This window comes from Natronolimnobius baerhuensis, from assembly GCF_002177135.1.
GTDB lineage: Archaea > Halobacteriota > Halobacteria > Halobacteriales > Natrialbaceae > Natronolimnobius > Natronolimnobius baerhuensis.
On record NZ_MWPH01000002.1, the window covers coordinates 93,758 to 108,375 of the forward strand.

The 14,618-nt window shown below is 59.9% G+C and carries 13 protein-coding genes; 7 read left to right on the forward strand and 6 right to left on the reverse strand.

Features of this window, described 5'->3' with window-relative positions; translation table 11 throughout:
• Nucleotides 1-136: 136 nt before the first annotated feature.
• The gene (locus B2G88_RS06655; protein WP_245835325.1) at nt 137-808 is read right to left on the reverse strand and encodes a helix-turn-helix transcriptional regulator; all 672 of its coding nucleotides are present in this window, start codon (nt 806-808) and stop codon (nt 137-139) included.
• A gap of 369 nt (nt 809-1,177) precedes the next feature.
• On the opposite strand from B2G88_RS06655, the gene B2G88_RS06660 reads away from it, so the two are divergent.
• From B2G88_RS06660 to B2G88_RS06675, 5 genes are read left to right on the forward strand one after another with little or no spacing between them, the layout of a single operon-like run.
• Nucleotides 1,178-2,578 (forward strand): nucleotide sugar dehydrogenase, encoded by a 1,401-nt coding sequence (locus B2G88_RS06660; protein ID WP_087714927.1) that lies wholly within the window; start codon nt 1,178-1,180, stop codon nt 2,576-2,578.
• Nucleotides 2,579-2,584: 6 nt separating this feature from the next.
• A complete protein-coding gene (locus B2G88_RS19500) occupies nt 2,585-2,749 on the forward strand; it encodes a hypothetical protein (protein WP_176393194.1) in 165 nt (54 codons plus the stop codon).
• Nucleotides 2,750-2,755: 6 nt separating this feature from the next.
• On the forward strand, nt 2,756-3,820 hold the full coding sequence (locus B2G88_RS06665; RefSeq protein WP_087714352.1) for a DUF354 domain-containing protein: 1,065 nt from the start codon (nt 2,756-2,758) through the stop codon (nt 3,818-3,820).
• Between the two features lie 2 nt (nt 3,821-3,822).
• Nucleotides 3,823-4,815, forward strand: coding sequence for a glycosyltransferase family 4 protein (locus B2G88_RS06670; protein ID WP_087714353.1), 993 nt, complete (start codon nt 3,823-3,825; stop codon nt 4,813-4,815).
• Complete coding sequence (locus B2G88_RS06675) at nt 4,805-6,787, forward strand: hypothetical protein (RefSeq protein WP_087714354.1); 1,983 nt, start codon at nt 4,805-4,807, stop codon at nt 6,785-6,787. The genes B2G88_RS06670 and B2G88_RS06675 overlap by 11 nt, the downstream gene beginning before the upstream one ends.
• A gap of 99 nt (nt 6,788-6,886) precedes the next feature.
• Here the strand turns inward: B2G88_RS06675 and B2G88_RS06680 are convergent, their stop codons facing one another.
• The 3 genes from B2G88_RS06680 to B2G88_RS06690 form a co-directional block, all read right to left on the reverse strand.
• Nucleotides 6,887-7,720 carry an alpha/beta fold hydrolase gene (locus B2G88_RS06680; RefSeq protein ID WP_087714355.1) on the reverse strand — a complete coding sequence of 278 codons (834 nt, stop codon included), beginning with the start codon at nt 7,718-7,720 and terminating at the stop codon, nt 6,887-6,889.
• Nucleotides 7,721-7,899: 179 nt separating this feature from the next.
• Complete coding sequence (locus B2G88_RS06685; RefSeq protein ID WP_054862533.1) at nt 7,900-8,478, reverse strand: metal-dependent hydrolase; 579 nt, start codon at nt 8,476-8,478, stop codon at nt 7,900-7,902.
• Nucleotides 8,478-9,473 carry a DUF1616 domain-containing protein gene (locus B2G88_RS06690; protein ID WP_087714356.1) on the reverse strand — a complete coding sequence of 332 codons (996 nt, stop codon included), beginning with the start codon at nt 9,471-9,473 and terminating at the stop codon, nt 8,478-8,480. The genes B2G88_RS06685 and B2G88_RS06690 overlap by 1 nt, the downstream gene beginning before the upstream one ends.
• A gap of 392 nt (nt 9,474-9,865) precedes the next feature.
• Between B2G88_RS06690 and B2G88_RS06695 the strand changes: the two genes are divergently transcribed.
• Nucleotides 9,866-10,456, forward strand: coding sequence for a DUF7344 domain-containing protein (locus B2G88_RS06695; protein ID WP_054862540.1), 591 nt, complete (start codon nt 9,866-9,868; stop codon nt 10,454-10,456).
• Nucleotides 10,457-10,488: 32 nt separating this feature from the next.
• Here B2G88_RS06695 and B2G88_RS06700 read toward each other — a convergent pair whose 3' ends face one another.
• Complete coding sequence (locus B2G88_RS06700) at nt 10,489-10,938, reverse strand: hypothetical protein (protein ID WP_245835327.1); 450 nt, start codon at nt 10,936-10,938, stop codon at nt 10,489-10,491.
• A 233-nt stretch (nt 10,939-11,171) separates the two neighbouring features.
• Entirely contained in the window at nt 11,172-12,884 is a 1,713-nt protein-coding gene (locus B2G88_RS06705; protein ID WP_087714358.1) for an asparagine synthetase B family protein, read from the reverse strand.
• A 242-nt stretch (nt 12,885-13,126) separates the two neighbouring features.
• Between B2G88_RS06705 and B2G88_RS06710 the strand changes: the two genes are divergently transcribed.
• The gene (locus tag B2G88_RS06710; protein WP_087714928.1) at nt 13,127-14,488 is read left to right on the forward strand and encodes a polysaccharide deacetylase family protein; all 1,362 of its coding nucleotides are present in this window, start codon (nt 13,127-13,129) and stop codon (nt 14,486-14,488) included.
• The last annotated feature ends 130 nt before the right edge of the window (nt 14,489-14,618 follow it).

Consider the following 14,618-nt stretch of genomic DNA (forward strand, 5'->3'; position numbering starts at 1 on the left):
TGACCCCGAGGCGGTTCACTGGCTCTTCGAGTTCACGTGCTGGAATGACGGCGACAAGACGTTCTGGCAACTGCGCTGAGCGAGCGGGAACCGCTCGCCACGGATGGTGTATCGGACAGTTTGAAAAATAGAACGGCTAGGCGACCGGATTCTCGGGGTCGTCCGACTGCGTCGGCTCGCCCGAGTCATCCGCAGGTGGGTGTGTGTCGGACAGCGCGATAACGTTCTCCCGACCGATTGATCGTTTCTCGATTGTGCCGTCAGCGTGCATCTGCGAGCAGATCCGACTGACTTTCGACTTCGACCATCCAGTCTCGTCCGTGATCTGATGTTGACGGATTCGACCGTGGTTTGCGACTAACAGTGTGACGACTGTGCCTTCATCGCTCAGGAGTTCTGTCGGCGTCTCGGGTGAGAGATAGTGTTCGTACCCCTGATGATCGGTTGGTTCTGAGCGGTGTGTGTGTGGTTGCTCAACACTCTCAGCCGAGTCGCCGGATTCGGTATCGGTGTCCGTCTCTGAGTTGGACTGCAACGGACTGCTCGGACGCGTGTAGCCACGGTCCGATGCCACCGCCAGCAGGCGGAGGACAATGAGTCCGCTGAGTAGCACGAACAGAACCGCCAGCACGGCTAGCTCCCAGGACGACGTGAGGTCAGACAAGTGCAACCAGGACAACGGTCCACTGCGTTGATCGGTGTGGCGTGTGATGATTGCGTGTGCGTCGTACTGGTGAGTCGTCGCCAGAATCGACTCACGGGGTGCTGTGAGTCCGATTCGGGCGCCGGTTGGGACGGTTGATGCCATGTGTGATCGCGGTTCTGTTGCGGTCGAGGTGTGGTGGGTAGGGTGGTGATGGTGGTGGGAACCTCGACCGCAGGAGAGACGACGCGAACAGAGTACTTCATTATAGAGCGCTACAGGTCCGCTTAACAATGGTTTAAACCACTGAGGCGGGACGGTTCCGAATTTTCTCGAGAACTACCAGTAGCGAGACTCGAGCGGCCTGTTTCGCGCCGATGTAGCCGCTGCAACGGTTTATTCGCGCTATAGTAAACCGCCCCCATGGAGTGGGTGTACTCAGCGGCACGCCCCACGGATGCGGGTGTTCCGAGACGACCACTCGCCATCACACGCAGTCGTGTGATGGCCACGAGACAACAGGCAACGTTCACCATGACCACGACACTCACCAATACGGACCCTCGAGCGGACGACGGAGAGCACGAGCAAAACGCCCGCGACTCGACGACGGGTGGAACGACGCTGGAACACACCGGAGAGGTAGTAGCGCGGGATGCGACTGTCTGCGTCGTCGGCCTCGGCTACGTTGGACTCCCGCTTGCGGTCGGGTTCGCACAGTCGAACTACCGCGTCATCGGCTTCGACATTAACGATGAGACCGTCGACAAACTTCAGTCGGGCATCGATACGACCGGCGACCTCTCGAGTGAGGCCATTTCCGACGACGACATCTCGTATACGTCGAATGCAGGCCAGATCAGTGAGGGAGACTACGTCATCATCACTGTCCCAACGCCAATCGACGACGACGACCAGCCGGACCTCAGCTACGTCGAGCAGGCCGGTCGAACCGTCGGCTCGAGAATGGACCCCGGAACGACGGTCATCCTCGAATCGACCGTCTACCCGGGAACGACCGAGGAGGTCCTCGTCCCCGCGCTCGAAGACGCCTCCGACCTGACCGCAGGCGAGGACTTCTTCGTTGGCTACTCGCCCGAGCGGGCGACACCGGGCGATCCCGAGCACGGCCTCGCAGACGTCATCAAAGTCGTCAGTGGCCAGAACGAGAAGGTGCTCGAGGACGTGGCGACGCTGTACGAATCGGTCGTCGACGCGGGCGTCCACCGTGCGCCGTCGATTTCGGTTGCAGAAGCCAGTAAGGTCGTCGAGAACGCCCAGCGTGACGTAAATATCGCGTTCGTCAACGAACTCTCGATGGCCCTCGAGCGAATGGACGTCGACGCACACGCGGTACTCGAGGCCGCGGGCACGAAGTGGAACTTTCACGACTACCGGCCCGGGCTGGTCGGCGGCCACTGTATTCCGGTGGATCCGTACTTCCTGGCCCATCGCTCGGCCCGCGAAGGGTTCGAACCCGATCTCGTGAAAACGGGTCGGGCGGTCAACGAATCCGTCCCCGAACACATCGCAGACCTGACGATCAAGGCACTCAACGACTGCCACAAGACGCTTCGAGACAGTCGCGTACTGGTTCTTGGCCTGTCGTACAAACCGGGCGTTGGCGACATTCGAAGTTCGAAAGTCGCTGATGTCGTCGACGAACTCGCGGAGTACAGCGTCGATGTCGAGGGATTCGACCCCTTCGCTGACACCGACGCGGTCCAAGACGCGTTCAGCCTCGAGACCCAGGAGTCGCTGTCCTTCGAGGGCATCGATGCGGTTCTGCTGGCGACGCCCCATGCCGAGTTCGAACAGCTCGATCTCGAGGTCGTCGCTGCCGAACTCGAGGACTGTCCGGCACTCATCGACGTGACTGGCACGTTCGAGGAAGCAACTGCAGCAGACGCCGGGTTCGTCTATCGGAGGTTGTGAACCGATGTGGGTGCCGAAACTGATGCAGCCGAGGTCGAACTGTGGCGGATGCCAACGAGCGACGCCATCGATCCGGGCTGTCCCGACGGCGGACCCAAGCTCGAGTGCAACACGCACTTATCGAGAGGAGCCGCTGGCTCGAGCGACTGGACGAAACGGCGACGGAGGTGACGTGTAATGCGTATTATCGTCACGATCCAACACCCCGGGCACGTCCACTTCTTTCGGCACCCGATTACGGAGTTAACGGCACGCGGCCACGAGGTCCACGTCTTCGCTCGAGAGAACGACGTGGCAATCGATCTCCTCGAGGCCTACGACATCGACCACGAGGTGCTGGCCGGCGAATCCGGCTCGCTGGTCTCGCTGGCAACAGTCCAGGCCACCTACGAGGCGCGACTGTTGCGGCGAGCACGTCGGATCGATCCGGACGTGATTACGGCAATCGGCGGCGTCGCCGCGGCCCACGTCTCCTCCATACTGCGGGCCCAAAGCATCGTCTTCTACGACACTGAGCACGCGACGCTCATCACGGCGCTTGGCTACCCGTTCGCAGACGTGATCTGCACGCCCGAGTGCTACCGCGAGGAGATCGGGTCGAAACAGGTGACGTATCCGGGCTACCACGAACTCGCCTACCTTCACCCGGACCGCTTCGAGCCCGAGTCGTCGATCCGCGAGTCAGTCGGACTCGAGCCGGACGATTCGTTCGCCGTCGTCCGTCTCAGCAGTTGGAAGGCGTCTCACGACGTCGGTCACGGCGGGTTCGACGACCCACAGGAACTCGTCGACCGACTCGAGGAAGTCGGACTCGAGGTGTTGCTCTCTGCGGAAGGCGAGCCACCGGCCGCACTCGAGGCGTACCAGTTCTCGACGGCCCCAGACCGGATGCACGACCTACTCGCCGAAGCCGACGTCGTCCTGAGCGAGGGGGCAACGACTGCGGCGGAGGCTGCCGTTCTTGGCACGCCAGCAGTCTACGTGAACCCGCTCTCGCTCGGATACACGCGGGAACTCGAGGCGGAGTACGGCCTGCTGTTCGAGTACAACGGCGAAAATCGCCACGTTCGTGGCCTCGAACGAGCCGTTTCGGTCGTCAAGCAACCCGCTGATGAGTGGCGCGACCGACGCGAACGATTGCTCGAGGAACGCCTCGACGTCACGGCGTTCGTCGTCCGCCAGATCGAATCGCTCGCACAGCCACAGATGGCTGCCGGAACGCCAGCGACCAACACAGGGTAACGATGAAGGTACTGCAACTGGTCACGTCGCCGCGACCGTTCTTCGACCAGCAGGTCGACGTCCTCGAGGACCGCGGCGTCGACTGTACAGTGCTCGCCGTTCCCGGTGCGTACGACGGTGACTCCCCGCGCTCGCCGATGGACTACGTGCGATACTATCCAGAGATACTCAACACAGTCCGCGAGACGGAGTACGACCTCGTTCACGCGAACTACGGGCTCGTCGTGCCGTTCGCACTCGCACAGCCGACCCGCCCAGTCGTCACGACACTGTGGGGGACCGACCTGATGAGTGATATCGGCTGGCTCCGTTCCCTCAGTCGGTTCGGCGCACGCCGTTCGGACGCGACGGTCGTGCCGAGTCCGGCGATGTCCCAGCAACTCGAGGCCGACCACGAACTGATTCCGTTCGGCGTCGATACCGACCTGTTCCGCCCGATTCCACAGGACGAGGCGCGCGAGCGCGTCGGCTGGGAGACGGACCGGCCGGTCGCACTGTTTCCGTACGATCAGACCCGGGCAGTAAAGGACTTCTCGCGAGCCACGCGACTCGTCGACCGGGCCGAAACCGACCTCGAGTTGCGGACCGTCTCCGGCGTCGGCCACGCGGAAATTCCCTACTATATGAACGCCAGCGACGTGTTGCTGGTCACTTCGCGTCGCGAAAGCGGGCCGATGGTCGTCAAGGAGGCCGCAGCGTGTACGCTCCCGGTCGTCTCGACCGACGTCGGCTTCGTCCGCGAAACGCTTGCCGGCGTGGACAACTGCGTCGTCAGCGACTCGGATTCCATCCTCATCGATGGGCTCGAGCGAATCGTCGCCGACGGTGGCCGAGCAAATGGCCGCGACGTGATCGATGGACTGGGATTCGAGGCGATGGGCGACCGGCTGCTCGAGGTGTACCAGACGGTGTTGGACCGACGCGCTGGCGGAGGCGAACAGTCCGATAGAGACCACAATCCAGAGCAACAGACGGGGGTAGACCATGGTATTTAGCAGACTAACTGACGTGCGTCCGCTTCGTCTCGATACGGTCGCAGCAATCGTCGGACTCGGACTCGCAATCGCACTGCTTCCGCTACAGCTGTTAGCGTCGCAGGTGTATCTCAACACGGTTCCGATTGTCCTCGGGACCGCGTGTGCGTTGTACCTCCTCTCGCTGTATCAGGAGGACGACGCTCGGACGCTGCCGACGCTGCCCTCGAGCGTGACGATGGCGCTGCCGGGTATCGTCCTCGTTGCACTCGCCGGACTCGTCGCGCTTGGTATCGTCCAGGAGACGCGGACGCCGCTCTTTTTCGGAGCAGCGAGCGTCGTCGGGACGCTGGTCGTCGGACAGATTCTCTTTGCGAGCGACGAGGATCTCCATCCGGGAGTGCTGGTGCTCCAGATCGTCCTGTTCGCGTTTATTTTCCGGTTTACGGCGCTGTACGTGACGCCGGGATACATCGGGATCGACATCTGGACGCACGCGGAGCTGACGCGGTCGATCCTGACCGAACAGTCCCTGAGCGGGATTGCAGACGACAAACACTACGCCGCGCCGTTTTACCACCTGCTGGTGGCTGCATCGGCGCTCGTGTACGACGTTCCAATCCGGCTCGCAGTGTATCTCTCCGTCGGCCTCGTGATGCCGCTGTCGATCCTGTTGGTGTATGCAACCACAAACCTGCTCGTCTCCCCACGGTGGGCGACCCTCTCTGCGGCGTTGTATGCCCTCGCCAGCCACGTCTCGATGTGGGGTATCCACCCGATCCCGACGAGTCTGGGGCTGGTCTTCTTCCTCGGCATGCTGTACGCGCTCATCCGCGTGATGCGCATCGAGTACACCATCCGTGACTTCTCGTTGCTGTTGCTGCTGAGCGTCGCCGTCGTCCTCACTCACCAGGTGTCGACGTTCATCATGCTCGTCCTGTTGCTGGCCGCGTTCGTCGCCCAACTCGTCTTCGTTGTCGGCCCGCTCGGACTCACCCGACTCGACGCGAGCGTCTTCCGGGCGAAAAAGCCGGTCAACCTCGTCGGCCTCGTCGTCTTCAACGTCGGGCTGACCATCTTCGCCTGGTCGCTGACACCCTACCGACAGGACTCGTTCTTAGAGACCATCCTGAGTTTCTTCACCCAGACGCTCGAGGAGAGTGCCGGCTTCCTCAACATCGCGAGTGGGTCGACTGCAGGCGATGAGGACGCCGCCGAAGCGGCTGCGTCGCCGACACTACTCGAGCAACTCGTTCCCTACATCGACGTCCTTGGCTTCCTGTTCCTGCTGGGGGCGACGTTCGTCGGCTGTCTGTACGTCGTCCACCGACGCCGTGCCGAGCAGTCGGTGTTTACGCTGTTGCTCGCCTCGGCGTTCATGCTGGTGTTCGTTCTTGGCTTCCCGATGTTCGGCATCCACAACTTCATCCCGACGCGCTGGTTCGCGTTCCTGTATGCGCCGATGGCTATCCTCGGCGCAATCGGGCTGCGAACGCTCAGTGCGAATCTGAACCCAGCGATCATCACCGCAGTCCTCTTACTGTTCGCGCTGGCCTTCCCCGGCGCGATGATCTTTGCGGCCGAGAGCAACATCGACAACCCGGTCTTCGACGGCCAGCACGAGCGACTCGCCTACGACGAACCCGACCTTGCGGCCGCCGAGTCGATTGCCGAGATTACCGGATCACCAAGCGGGAGCGAGATTCGACCAGACCAGCAACTCCACACGGATCATCCGTATCAGACTGTGATCACCAGAACCGGCGCGTATCCGTCGACAACAACCGCGACGGTCCCTGACGGTGGTGTTGCAGACCACGACTACACGGTCTATCGTTCTGCACAATCGTCCGATGCGGTCTACTTCACCGACGAAAACGGTGAGGGACGAATCGAACAGATTGACTCGAGCCAACTGTGTCGCAGCGATCAGGCGACCGTCTACACGAACGGCGACGTGACGCTGTGTACGCCATCGCCGGCCTCGAGCTAACGACGGTCCTCACTCCCGTTCCGCTGACGCACTCCCTCCCGATACGTTCTATCGGCTTCGCTTCCGTTCTGCCCCGACACTCGTCTCGAGATGACGTGACTACGTCACCGGGACGTGCTCACGAAGAAACTCGAGCAGCAGATCGTTGAACACTGTCGGGTTGTCCTGGTTTGCGTTGTGTCCGGCGTTCGGAATCACCTCGTACTGGCAGTTGGGTTCGCGAGCCGCCCACGCGGGCGCGTCACGGGCAATCGTTCCCGTCCGGTCGGACTCGCCGTGGGTGAGCAGCGCCGGTTTCTCGATTCGGTAGGCCGGTTCGTCGTGGAGTGAATCGGCAACGCCCGTCCAGACCGTGATGAACTCTCGCTTGGACAGTTGGCACGTCGCACTGTAGGCATACCGCTGTGCGTCCACTGTCTCGGCGGTATACCTGGCGATGGTCTTGCGAAGATGGCGATCCGGCCACAGCCAGAACAGGTACGGCGAGAATCGAAGGGCCAGTGACTCGAGTAGTGGTGGTGTCGTAGTAATATCGGTCGCGCCAATCACACAGAGTGCGCTCACACGCTCTGGGGACCGAAACAACAGTTCCTGTGAGACGTAGCCGCCGAAGGACTGGCCGACAAGTATCACCTCATCGTACTCGAGGTGATCGAGAATCGCACAGAGGTCCTCGACGACGAGCGGGACACTGAATCCGGTGCCAATCGGTTTGGAGTAGCCGTGCCCGCGAACGTCCCACGCGAGAACGCGATAGCCAGCGTCGACGAGTGGCTGTCGCTGGGCGTCGAACAGGCGGTGATCCATCGTTGCGCCGTGTGTAAGCACAACCAGCGGCCCGGAGTCAGGCCCAACAACCCAGTAGTGAATTCGTGACCCGCCGCGCTCGAGTGTGTTCGGCTCGCCCCAGTACGTCGCGTCGGCGTCTGACATACTGTTTCATCCGGAGCAAGCCACGTAACCGCTTCGTTCAAACGCAAGAACATGAGACGTATATCCCTCGTTGCGCACAACCAGACACCATCTGATCTGGCGCAACGAGGGATAAATCGCAGACCTGGATCTCACGACCCAACCGAACATGATCATGCTGCTCGAGTGGCTTGGCTACGTCACCGAAGCCGAGACCGCACGATTCGCACACAGTCGCTGGCGATGGGTGCGCCGTCGTAAAGCCAGAGTGCAACGACGGCAACGACAACCCAGAGTTGGGCGAGAAGCGCACCCGACAGGCCGCCGCTGAGCAGCTGGTTTGTGTACCGGACGAAGTAGATGACGAAGTGATCGAGAAAGCCGCCGTGGTCATCCGTTGGCGGCGATTCAAGCGGCCAGAGGATCACGCGTAACTCCGGGTCGCGGCCCATTCGCATCGGGTTGAGGACATCGGTCACGAGGTGGGAGCCATACGCCAGTGAGAACGCCCCCGTAAGGAATCGACCGTCCCGAAAACGGGCTGTGATCGCGAAGACGGCGAGACAGACGAACGGAACGACGACAATCGAATGCCCAATCGCATAGCCGGTGTCGGTGATGCCGAATGTCCACGCGAGCGGCTTGTCGATCAGATCGGGCAGTTGCGAGCCAACAGCAACCGCAATCGTCTCACGCGTCGTCGGTGGTCGCCGCCAGGTGACGTGAACCAGCAGCGAGTAACACACGTACGCGACGACGAGATGTTCCCACGGCCACATTATGCTCCCTCCATCGGAAGCTGAATCACGCGGTAGGCGTTCTCAGCCGTGGGGTCTTCCGGCGGCTCATCGTCGTAGAGCAACAGCGTCAACCGAAGCTCCGAATCAGACATCGTTGGCGTCACATCAAGCGTCTGCTGGATCGTCTCCCCGTCGCCAATCGTCGTTGTCTGACGATCCAGCTCATCGGCCTCATGGACCGTGACATCGCGTTCGTCTCCATCGTCGTAGCTCACGTCCTCGAGCATGACGACAGTTGTGTACGTCCGCTCGTCGTGTTCATTGTTCGTGATCGTCGTCTCGAGTTCCTGTGGTCCATCGCCGTCGTAGGCCGACTCATAGATCGTCTCGACATCCCCATCGACAGCGTCGGTTTCAATCGCGAACTCGGTGTAGCCATCGTGCTGTGGTGGGTTGGCAACCGCAAAGCCAACAGCCCCAACCACGAGCACCAGTCCAACGACGATTGCGACGTTGTACGCTCGCGTACTGGACTGGTCGTAAAGCGTCGACCGTGGGGTAAAAAACGGTATCATCGGTCGCACAGCGGGTGTGTATCGACGTTTCGGTGTACATCGGTAGCGTGCCACAATTGCGATGAGGGAACACAGGACAGTCACAGTTGCAATCCCGAAGAGTACCGGTTCGACCGTCACACCCCTGGGGGTCACGGACGCAAGAAGGGTGATCGTCGGAACGAGGGCAACGCTAAAGACGATTGACAGGACAAATCGCTCAATCGACTCGAGGCCACCACTGACGAGCAAGGGATTTCCGAGTCCAGTTTTCCCTTCATCGAACGACTGATACTTGTCGTTTGGTTCGTCAGGAAAGAGCGCTGAAACGAGTGCATACCCGGGAAGAAAGCAAATAAGCGGTATTGCGAGCAGTATTCGTCCAGTACCACTAATACCGGAAATGATCCCAAACGTGAGAGTGCCAGCAATGACAATGACCAGTGCCAGATCTAAGAACCACCAGTTGGTATCGCTCATACGATCAGCAGTTGGAGTCTCATGGGGTTTATTATCGCCCCAGTAAGCGCCGTATTGAGGGGGTCGTCTGACGGCCGTCAGACGGGTATCTATCAGAAAAACTATACAGGTATCATCTATATACTCGACGGCTGTTTTGAACTGTCCCAGTAGCTGCAACAGACCGAAATACAAGATGATCATTTACAATAATACTACATCAGATACCATGCGAATAAACACCCTCACACATAATCTATATGGGAGTTACAGACCCTAATAGGCGAATAAATAGAGTTTTAAAATGGCTGAAAAACATTCATCTGGGCATTAAAATCTGGTAAATTGAACCGTCACGAAATACACTGTATCTATGCTTTATTACCCACCTGTGGATAGGGATGATCGACGCGATGAAACCGACACATATCACCACGGAAGAACAGTCCAGCGCGGAAACGGAGACGGAGAGTGAGTGTTCCGGTGAGGAGGCCGCAGTTTCAAAGGACGAACTCTTCCATCTGCTCCAAAACGAGCGCAGACGGATGGTCATCCGGTATCTTCGCGGGACGGAAGGCCCCGTACGCATGCGTGATGTCGCAGAGCAGGTTGCAGCGTGGGAGCACGAGACGACAGTTGAGAAGCTCACATCGAAACAGCGCCAGCGTGTCTACATCCCGCTCTATCAGTCACACCTCACGAAGCTCGACGACGCAGGTGTCATCGACTACCAGAAAGATCGCGGAATCGTCGAACGGAAACCGTTTGCTGACACAGTCGATGCGTATCTCGATATCGAGCACACCGACGAGTCACCAGCTGAGACAGACGCAACAACAGAGAACTGGGACGACTACTACATCGTCGCGACCGCTGTCTGTTACATGGTCTTGTTCGGCGCAGTGATAGAGTTGCCGTTCATGTCGATCCTCTCAGGGATCGGCCTCAGCGCACTGATCTTGTTCCTGTTCACCGTCCTCACGATTACTCGACTTGTTAACTAACCACCTGGCCCCTCCGAGCTACAACGACTGTCTTACACGAAACTCGGAACGAACCAGACGACTGTTGTCGTAACGACCGTCACCGTAAGCGCAGTTAGTAGCGACACCGACACCAGCGTGAGCAACGCAAACAGCAAGACGAGCGAAATCGTCCCGAAAACAGCTGCCGAGAGTGTTGTCCCCTCCTCGTCCATCTGCGTCATCGAACGCTCGACGACCCCCTGTGTCTCATCGAACTCGATCTCACCTGCCTCCGCGAGTGCTGGCAAACGATCTTGGTGCAAGCGTTCGTGAACGCCAGCCCACGTGTCGAGTGGCGGCTGTGCCGGTGTAATCAACTCATCAGTGATCTCATCGACAGTTGCTGGTAACTGCATCTCCTCGAGGGTGTCACACAGTTCACCGTCGGAGTCAGGAAGAAATGCGTCGACATCGCCACCCCCTGCTGTAGACGTGCCCTGCAGATTGCGGTAAATAGGCACGTCTGGTCCGGAAGATGCCTCAGACCTTTCCTGGCGCTCCTCGGGGGGAGTGTCCGATGAAGAGCGCAACCAAGCCGGCGTCAGACGCATATTCCGGGCTACCCCTTCTTTGCATATAAGTATTTTCACGGTTTAGCCGGCTCAAACGATTTCAAAGCCTCTTAGAGTGGATTTTAGCGGCAATCTACACGTATAGAGAAAACTAGCTCGATTAACAGGTGTATACAGACAGATCAAATAGTCTGACTCGTCGATTTCAGTGGTCGAAACCAGCGCTGGACAGCAGGATCAGCAACGTCCCAGGAATCGAGCCAGCCACGAAGGTCCGTGATTCTGAGTTTATGTCGGGCTGGCAACGAGTGGACGGACTCGAGGTCAGCCAAAAGCCGCTCATCGAAGTCGTGTCGGTCGAAGAGTGCTTCGCGGTTCGGCCACGGCGGCTCGAACGAGGACAAAAACGGCGTCTTCCGACGCACGAAGCCTTCGATCTCATTGAGTAGCGCCGCATCGTGCGGTCGATCCGGCGGCCGATGGCGAAGAATCTCACTGTCGAGTTGCTCGCAGGCCTCGAGGAACGTTGCCGTCGTCCGGTGTTTTGGCGGCGTTCGAAGGTGCCAGTCGATCAACTCGCGATCCGTCGCCAGAAACGACGTGAGGAAGTGATCCGACAGCTGGGTGTGGAACGGTATCGAGGGCTGGTTTGCGATGCCACAGCACGTCAGCGTGTTCTGGACGCCATCAGCCCGCGCTTGGCAGGCGTCGAACTCGTCGCCGACGGCCTCTCTGACGAACGATTCCGGATCGACGTCGAACGTCGTTCGCTCGGTGAGTTCGAGGCTTGCCTCACGACTGTAGCCGAACTTCTCGAGGAGGGTTTCGACGGGGTTCGGATCAGCCTCGAGTCGGCCAACCGGAATGCGTTTGTCGAGAACATCGACGGTCTCACGCGCGGTGAAGTGCCCGCGGAAGAACGTATCACAGAGCAGTCCGTGGTACATTGTCTCGACACCGATTTCGTCGGTATAGCCGGCGTGGTGGATGTGCAAGGACTCCTTGATACCCTGTGAGTAGCGAATCTTCGACTCGTCGGGGCGAAGATAGCGTTCGTCCGGCGGAAACGCGGTGTGGGAAGCGCCGTACTGCGCTGCGAGGTGTTTCGCCCCGGCCACCTCCTGTGCAGCGGGCGACCCCACGGTATAGCCGTGTTCAATCCCCTCGACCTGCGAGAGGATAATCCGTGAGTCATAGCCCGCCGAAAGGAGGACGCCTTTGTGTCCGGGAAGCCGTGAACGACGCTGTAGCGCCCGCTCGAGGCGACTCGCCAGTTCCGAAACGTAATCGAACTCCGTGGGTCGGTACACGAACCGGTCGAGCGACGTGATCGTAGCTGACTCGAGTCGACTATCAATTGGCAGTCGGCGAAGTTCGTCGACCGCCGTCTTCTCGCCGAGGATGACCCCGAGATGCAGGTACTCGAGGATGCCCGCTCGGTTTGGCGTTGGCTCTGGAATTGTCTCTCCGACGGCAGCGGCGTCGGTACCGAAGACTCGAGGCCCGGGGTCGTCGGTGTAGAAACACTCTCTCGAGCGAACGGGATCCGTCGCGACGAACGTTTCGTCGGCTGCCTCGTGGTCGAGGACGACCAGATATGAGCCGTTGAGGTCCCGAAGGACGCCGTGGCCGCGGGTTTCGTACTGCTCGACGAGCCACTGTGCCGTATTCGACGTCGCCTCGACATCGGAGTCGGGGACGTAGGCTTCGCCCCAGACCACACAACAGCCCCTGTCGTCGCTATACTGTGCACTCCAGCCGGGTGCGCCGAGGTCGTCGTCTCTGATCCCGACCGTGAGCTGGGGGCCAGAACAGACGACGTCGAACTCGTCGCTCGATCTGAAGCGGTCGAACTGCTCGCGATCACCGAAAACGCCGAAGAGTTCCCTATGCATTGTCATTGGTTCCACTCACTCCACAAGCGACTCGGCGTCCACGCTCAGCCCTCGGGTACACTCGAGCGGACTGCACTCGCGGACGCGTCACTATCACTCCATCCGGAGTACCAACCAATAACTATGGTATCAATAAGCCTCGAGAACGGTGTTTTCAGCGGTTTCAGTGAACCGCAGCGTCGACAGTGTCGTCACCTATTCGCTCTATAATAATGGGGTCATTGCCAGAACAATCGGGCACGATGTCACAGCACCGTTCGACACGACGACGGTTCCTCGCACTCTCGAGTGCGGCTGGAATCACTGGTATCGCAGGCTGTGCAGACCGACTCAACTCGGTTACCGACCGCTCCGACGATGACGACGAAACCAACGCCGGCAACGAAAGCGACTCGGAAACCGACGCAGATATCGACGATGGCGCAGGCCCGGCCGCGCCCGTAGACGGGGTTCCAGACCTCGAAACCGAGTACAACAGCCGCGAGCAGTACCGCCAGCCGGGCGACCAGCTGGACGACTTCAGCGATCTCGACGCCTGGGAGGTCGTCCAGGGGTCGGGCGAAGCAGACGAGGACATCGTCTTCGACGGCGACCAGAGTTTCCGACTCGAGTCCGATGGCGAAGCAAACATCGTTGCCCAGCGCAGTCTCGAGGGCGAAGACCTGACGGAGATTGACCTGTCGTTTGCCGTTCGAACGACGACACCGCAGAACATTACGATCAATCTGCGACTCGTCGATCAGTTCGGGAGCGCGCGCGTGCACTCGCTGCGCGAGATTACCTATCGCGAACCCGATGTCGGCTGGTTCCGAGCGAGTCCCGGCGTCTTCGAGCAAGACGACTACGAGCCCGCAATGGACCACCTCGACCGCCTCGAGATACAGGTACTACACTCGATGGACGAGGCCGAGGTCTGGGTCGACGACCTGCGGATGCACGACCGGCCCGACCAGGGCTACGTCATGCTGGTCTGGGACGACGGATTCACCGACTACTACGAGACGGCGTCGCCGCTGCACGACGAATTCGGTTTCCGAACGGTCCAGGCACCCGTTCCCCGCTGGACCGAGCAGGGCCGTGACGGAATTATGTCCACCGCCGAACTGCTGGAACGCCAGGATGAAGGCGACCAGATCGTCGTCCACGGAACCCACGACCCGATCCACGAGTACGAAGACGAGGAGGCCGTCGAAACCAGGCTCCGACAGGACAAACGCTGGTTCATCCAGAACGGGTTCGAGGGCGCGAACTACATCGTCTACCCGCACAACAGCTTCGACAAAACCAGCCTCGAGCACACGGCACAGTATCACTACTGCGGCGGGTTCAATCAGGCCGGGGACGTCAACACGACGAGCGTCTACGGCTTCGATCCCCTCGTGCTTCCGCGGACAATCGGCCACGACCTCGATATTTCGAAGCGCTGTGTGGATCTCGCCGCCGAACACAACCAGTGTACCATCCTGAACTTCCACGCTTTCGACCAGGACAACACGATGCCCGCGGACGACTACGAGGAACTCCTCGAGCACATCGACGACGCTGATGTCGAGGTCATCACGTTCGACGACCTCTGGGAGATGCGCACTGAACCGCACTATTGAAAGGCGGTTTGTCCAACAGACTGCTCGACGATCCGACGAGGGCGACCGTTCTACTCGAGTCTTCAAGGTACTCAGCCTGCTTCATCTGTAGAGAACGGGTAGACGAGAGAGGTTGTCTGTTCGATCTACC

What these genes read in the sequence shown, in the direction of transcription:
- B2G88_RS06655 (WP_245835325.1), bottom strand. Translation starts at nt 808, where the DNA reads ATGGCATCAACCGTCCCAACCGGCGCCCGAATCGGACTCACAGCACCC.
- B2G88_RS06660 (WP_087714927.1), top strand. Translation starts at nt 1,178, where the DNA reads ATGACCACGACACTCACCAATACGGACCCTCGAGCGGACGACGGAGAG.
- B2G88_RS06665 (WP_087714352.1), top strand. Translation starts at nt 2,756, where the DNA reads ATGCGTATTATCGTCACGATCCAACACCCCGGGCACGTCCACTTCTTT.
- B2G88_RS06670 (WP_087714353.1), top strand. Translation starts at nt 3,823, where the DNA reads ATGAAGGTACTGCAACTGGTCACGTCGCCGCGACCGTTCTTCGACCAG.
- B2G88_RS06675 (WP_087714354.1), top strand. Translation starts at nt 4,805, where the DNA reads ATGGTATTTAGCAGACTAACTGACGTGCGTCCGCTTCGTCTCGATACG.
- B2G88_RS06680 (WP_087714355.1), bottom strand. Translation starts at nt 7,720, where the DNA reads ATGTCAGACGCCGACGCGACGTACTGGGGCGAGCCGAACACACTCGAG.
- B2G88_RS06685 (WP_054862533.1), bottom strand. Translation starts at nt 8,478, where the DNA reads ATGTGGCCGTGGGAACATCTCGTCGTCGCGTACGTGTGTTACTCGCTG.
- B2G88_RS06690 (WP_087714356.1), bottom strand. Translation starts at nt 9,473, where the DNA reads ATGAGCGATACCAACTGGTGGTTCTTAGATCTGGCACTGGTCATTGTC.
- B2G88_RS06695 (WP_054862540.1), top strand. Translation starts at nt 9,866, where the DNA reads ATGAAACCGACACATATCACCACGGAAGAACAGTCCAGCGCGGAAACG.
- B2G88_RS06705 (WP_087714358.1), bottom strand. Translation starts at nt 12,884, where the DNA reads ATGCATAGGGAACTCTTCGGCGTTTTCGGTGATCGCGAGCAGTTCGAC.
- B2G88_RS06710 (WP_087714928.1), top strand. Translation starts at nt 13,127, where the DNA reads ATGTCACAGCACCGTTCGACACGACGACGGTTCCTCGCACTCTCGAGT.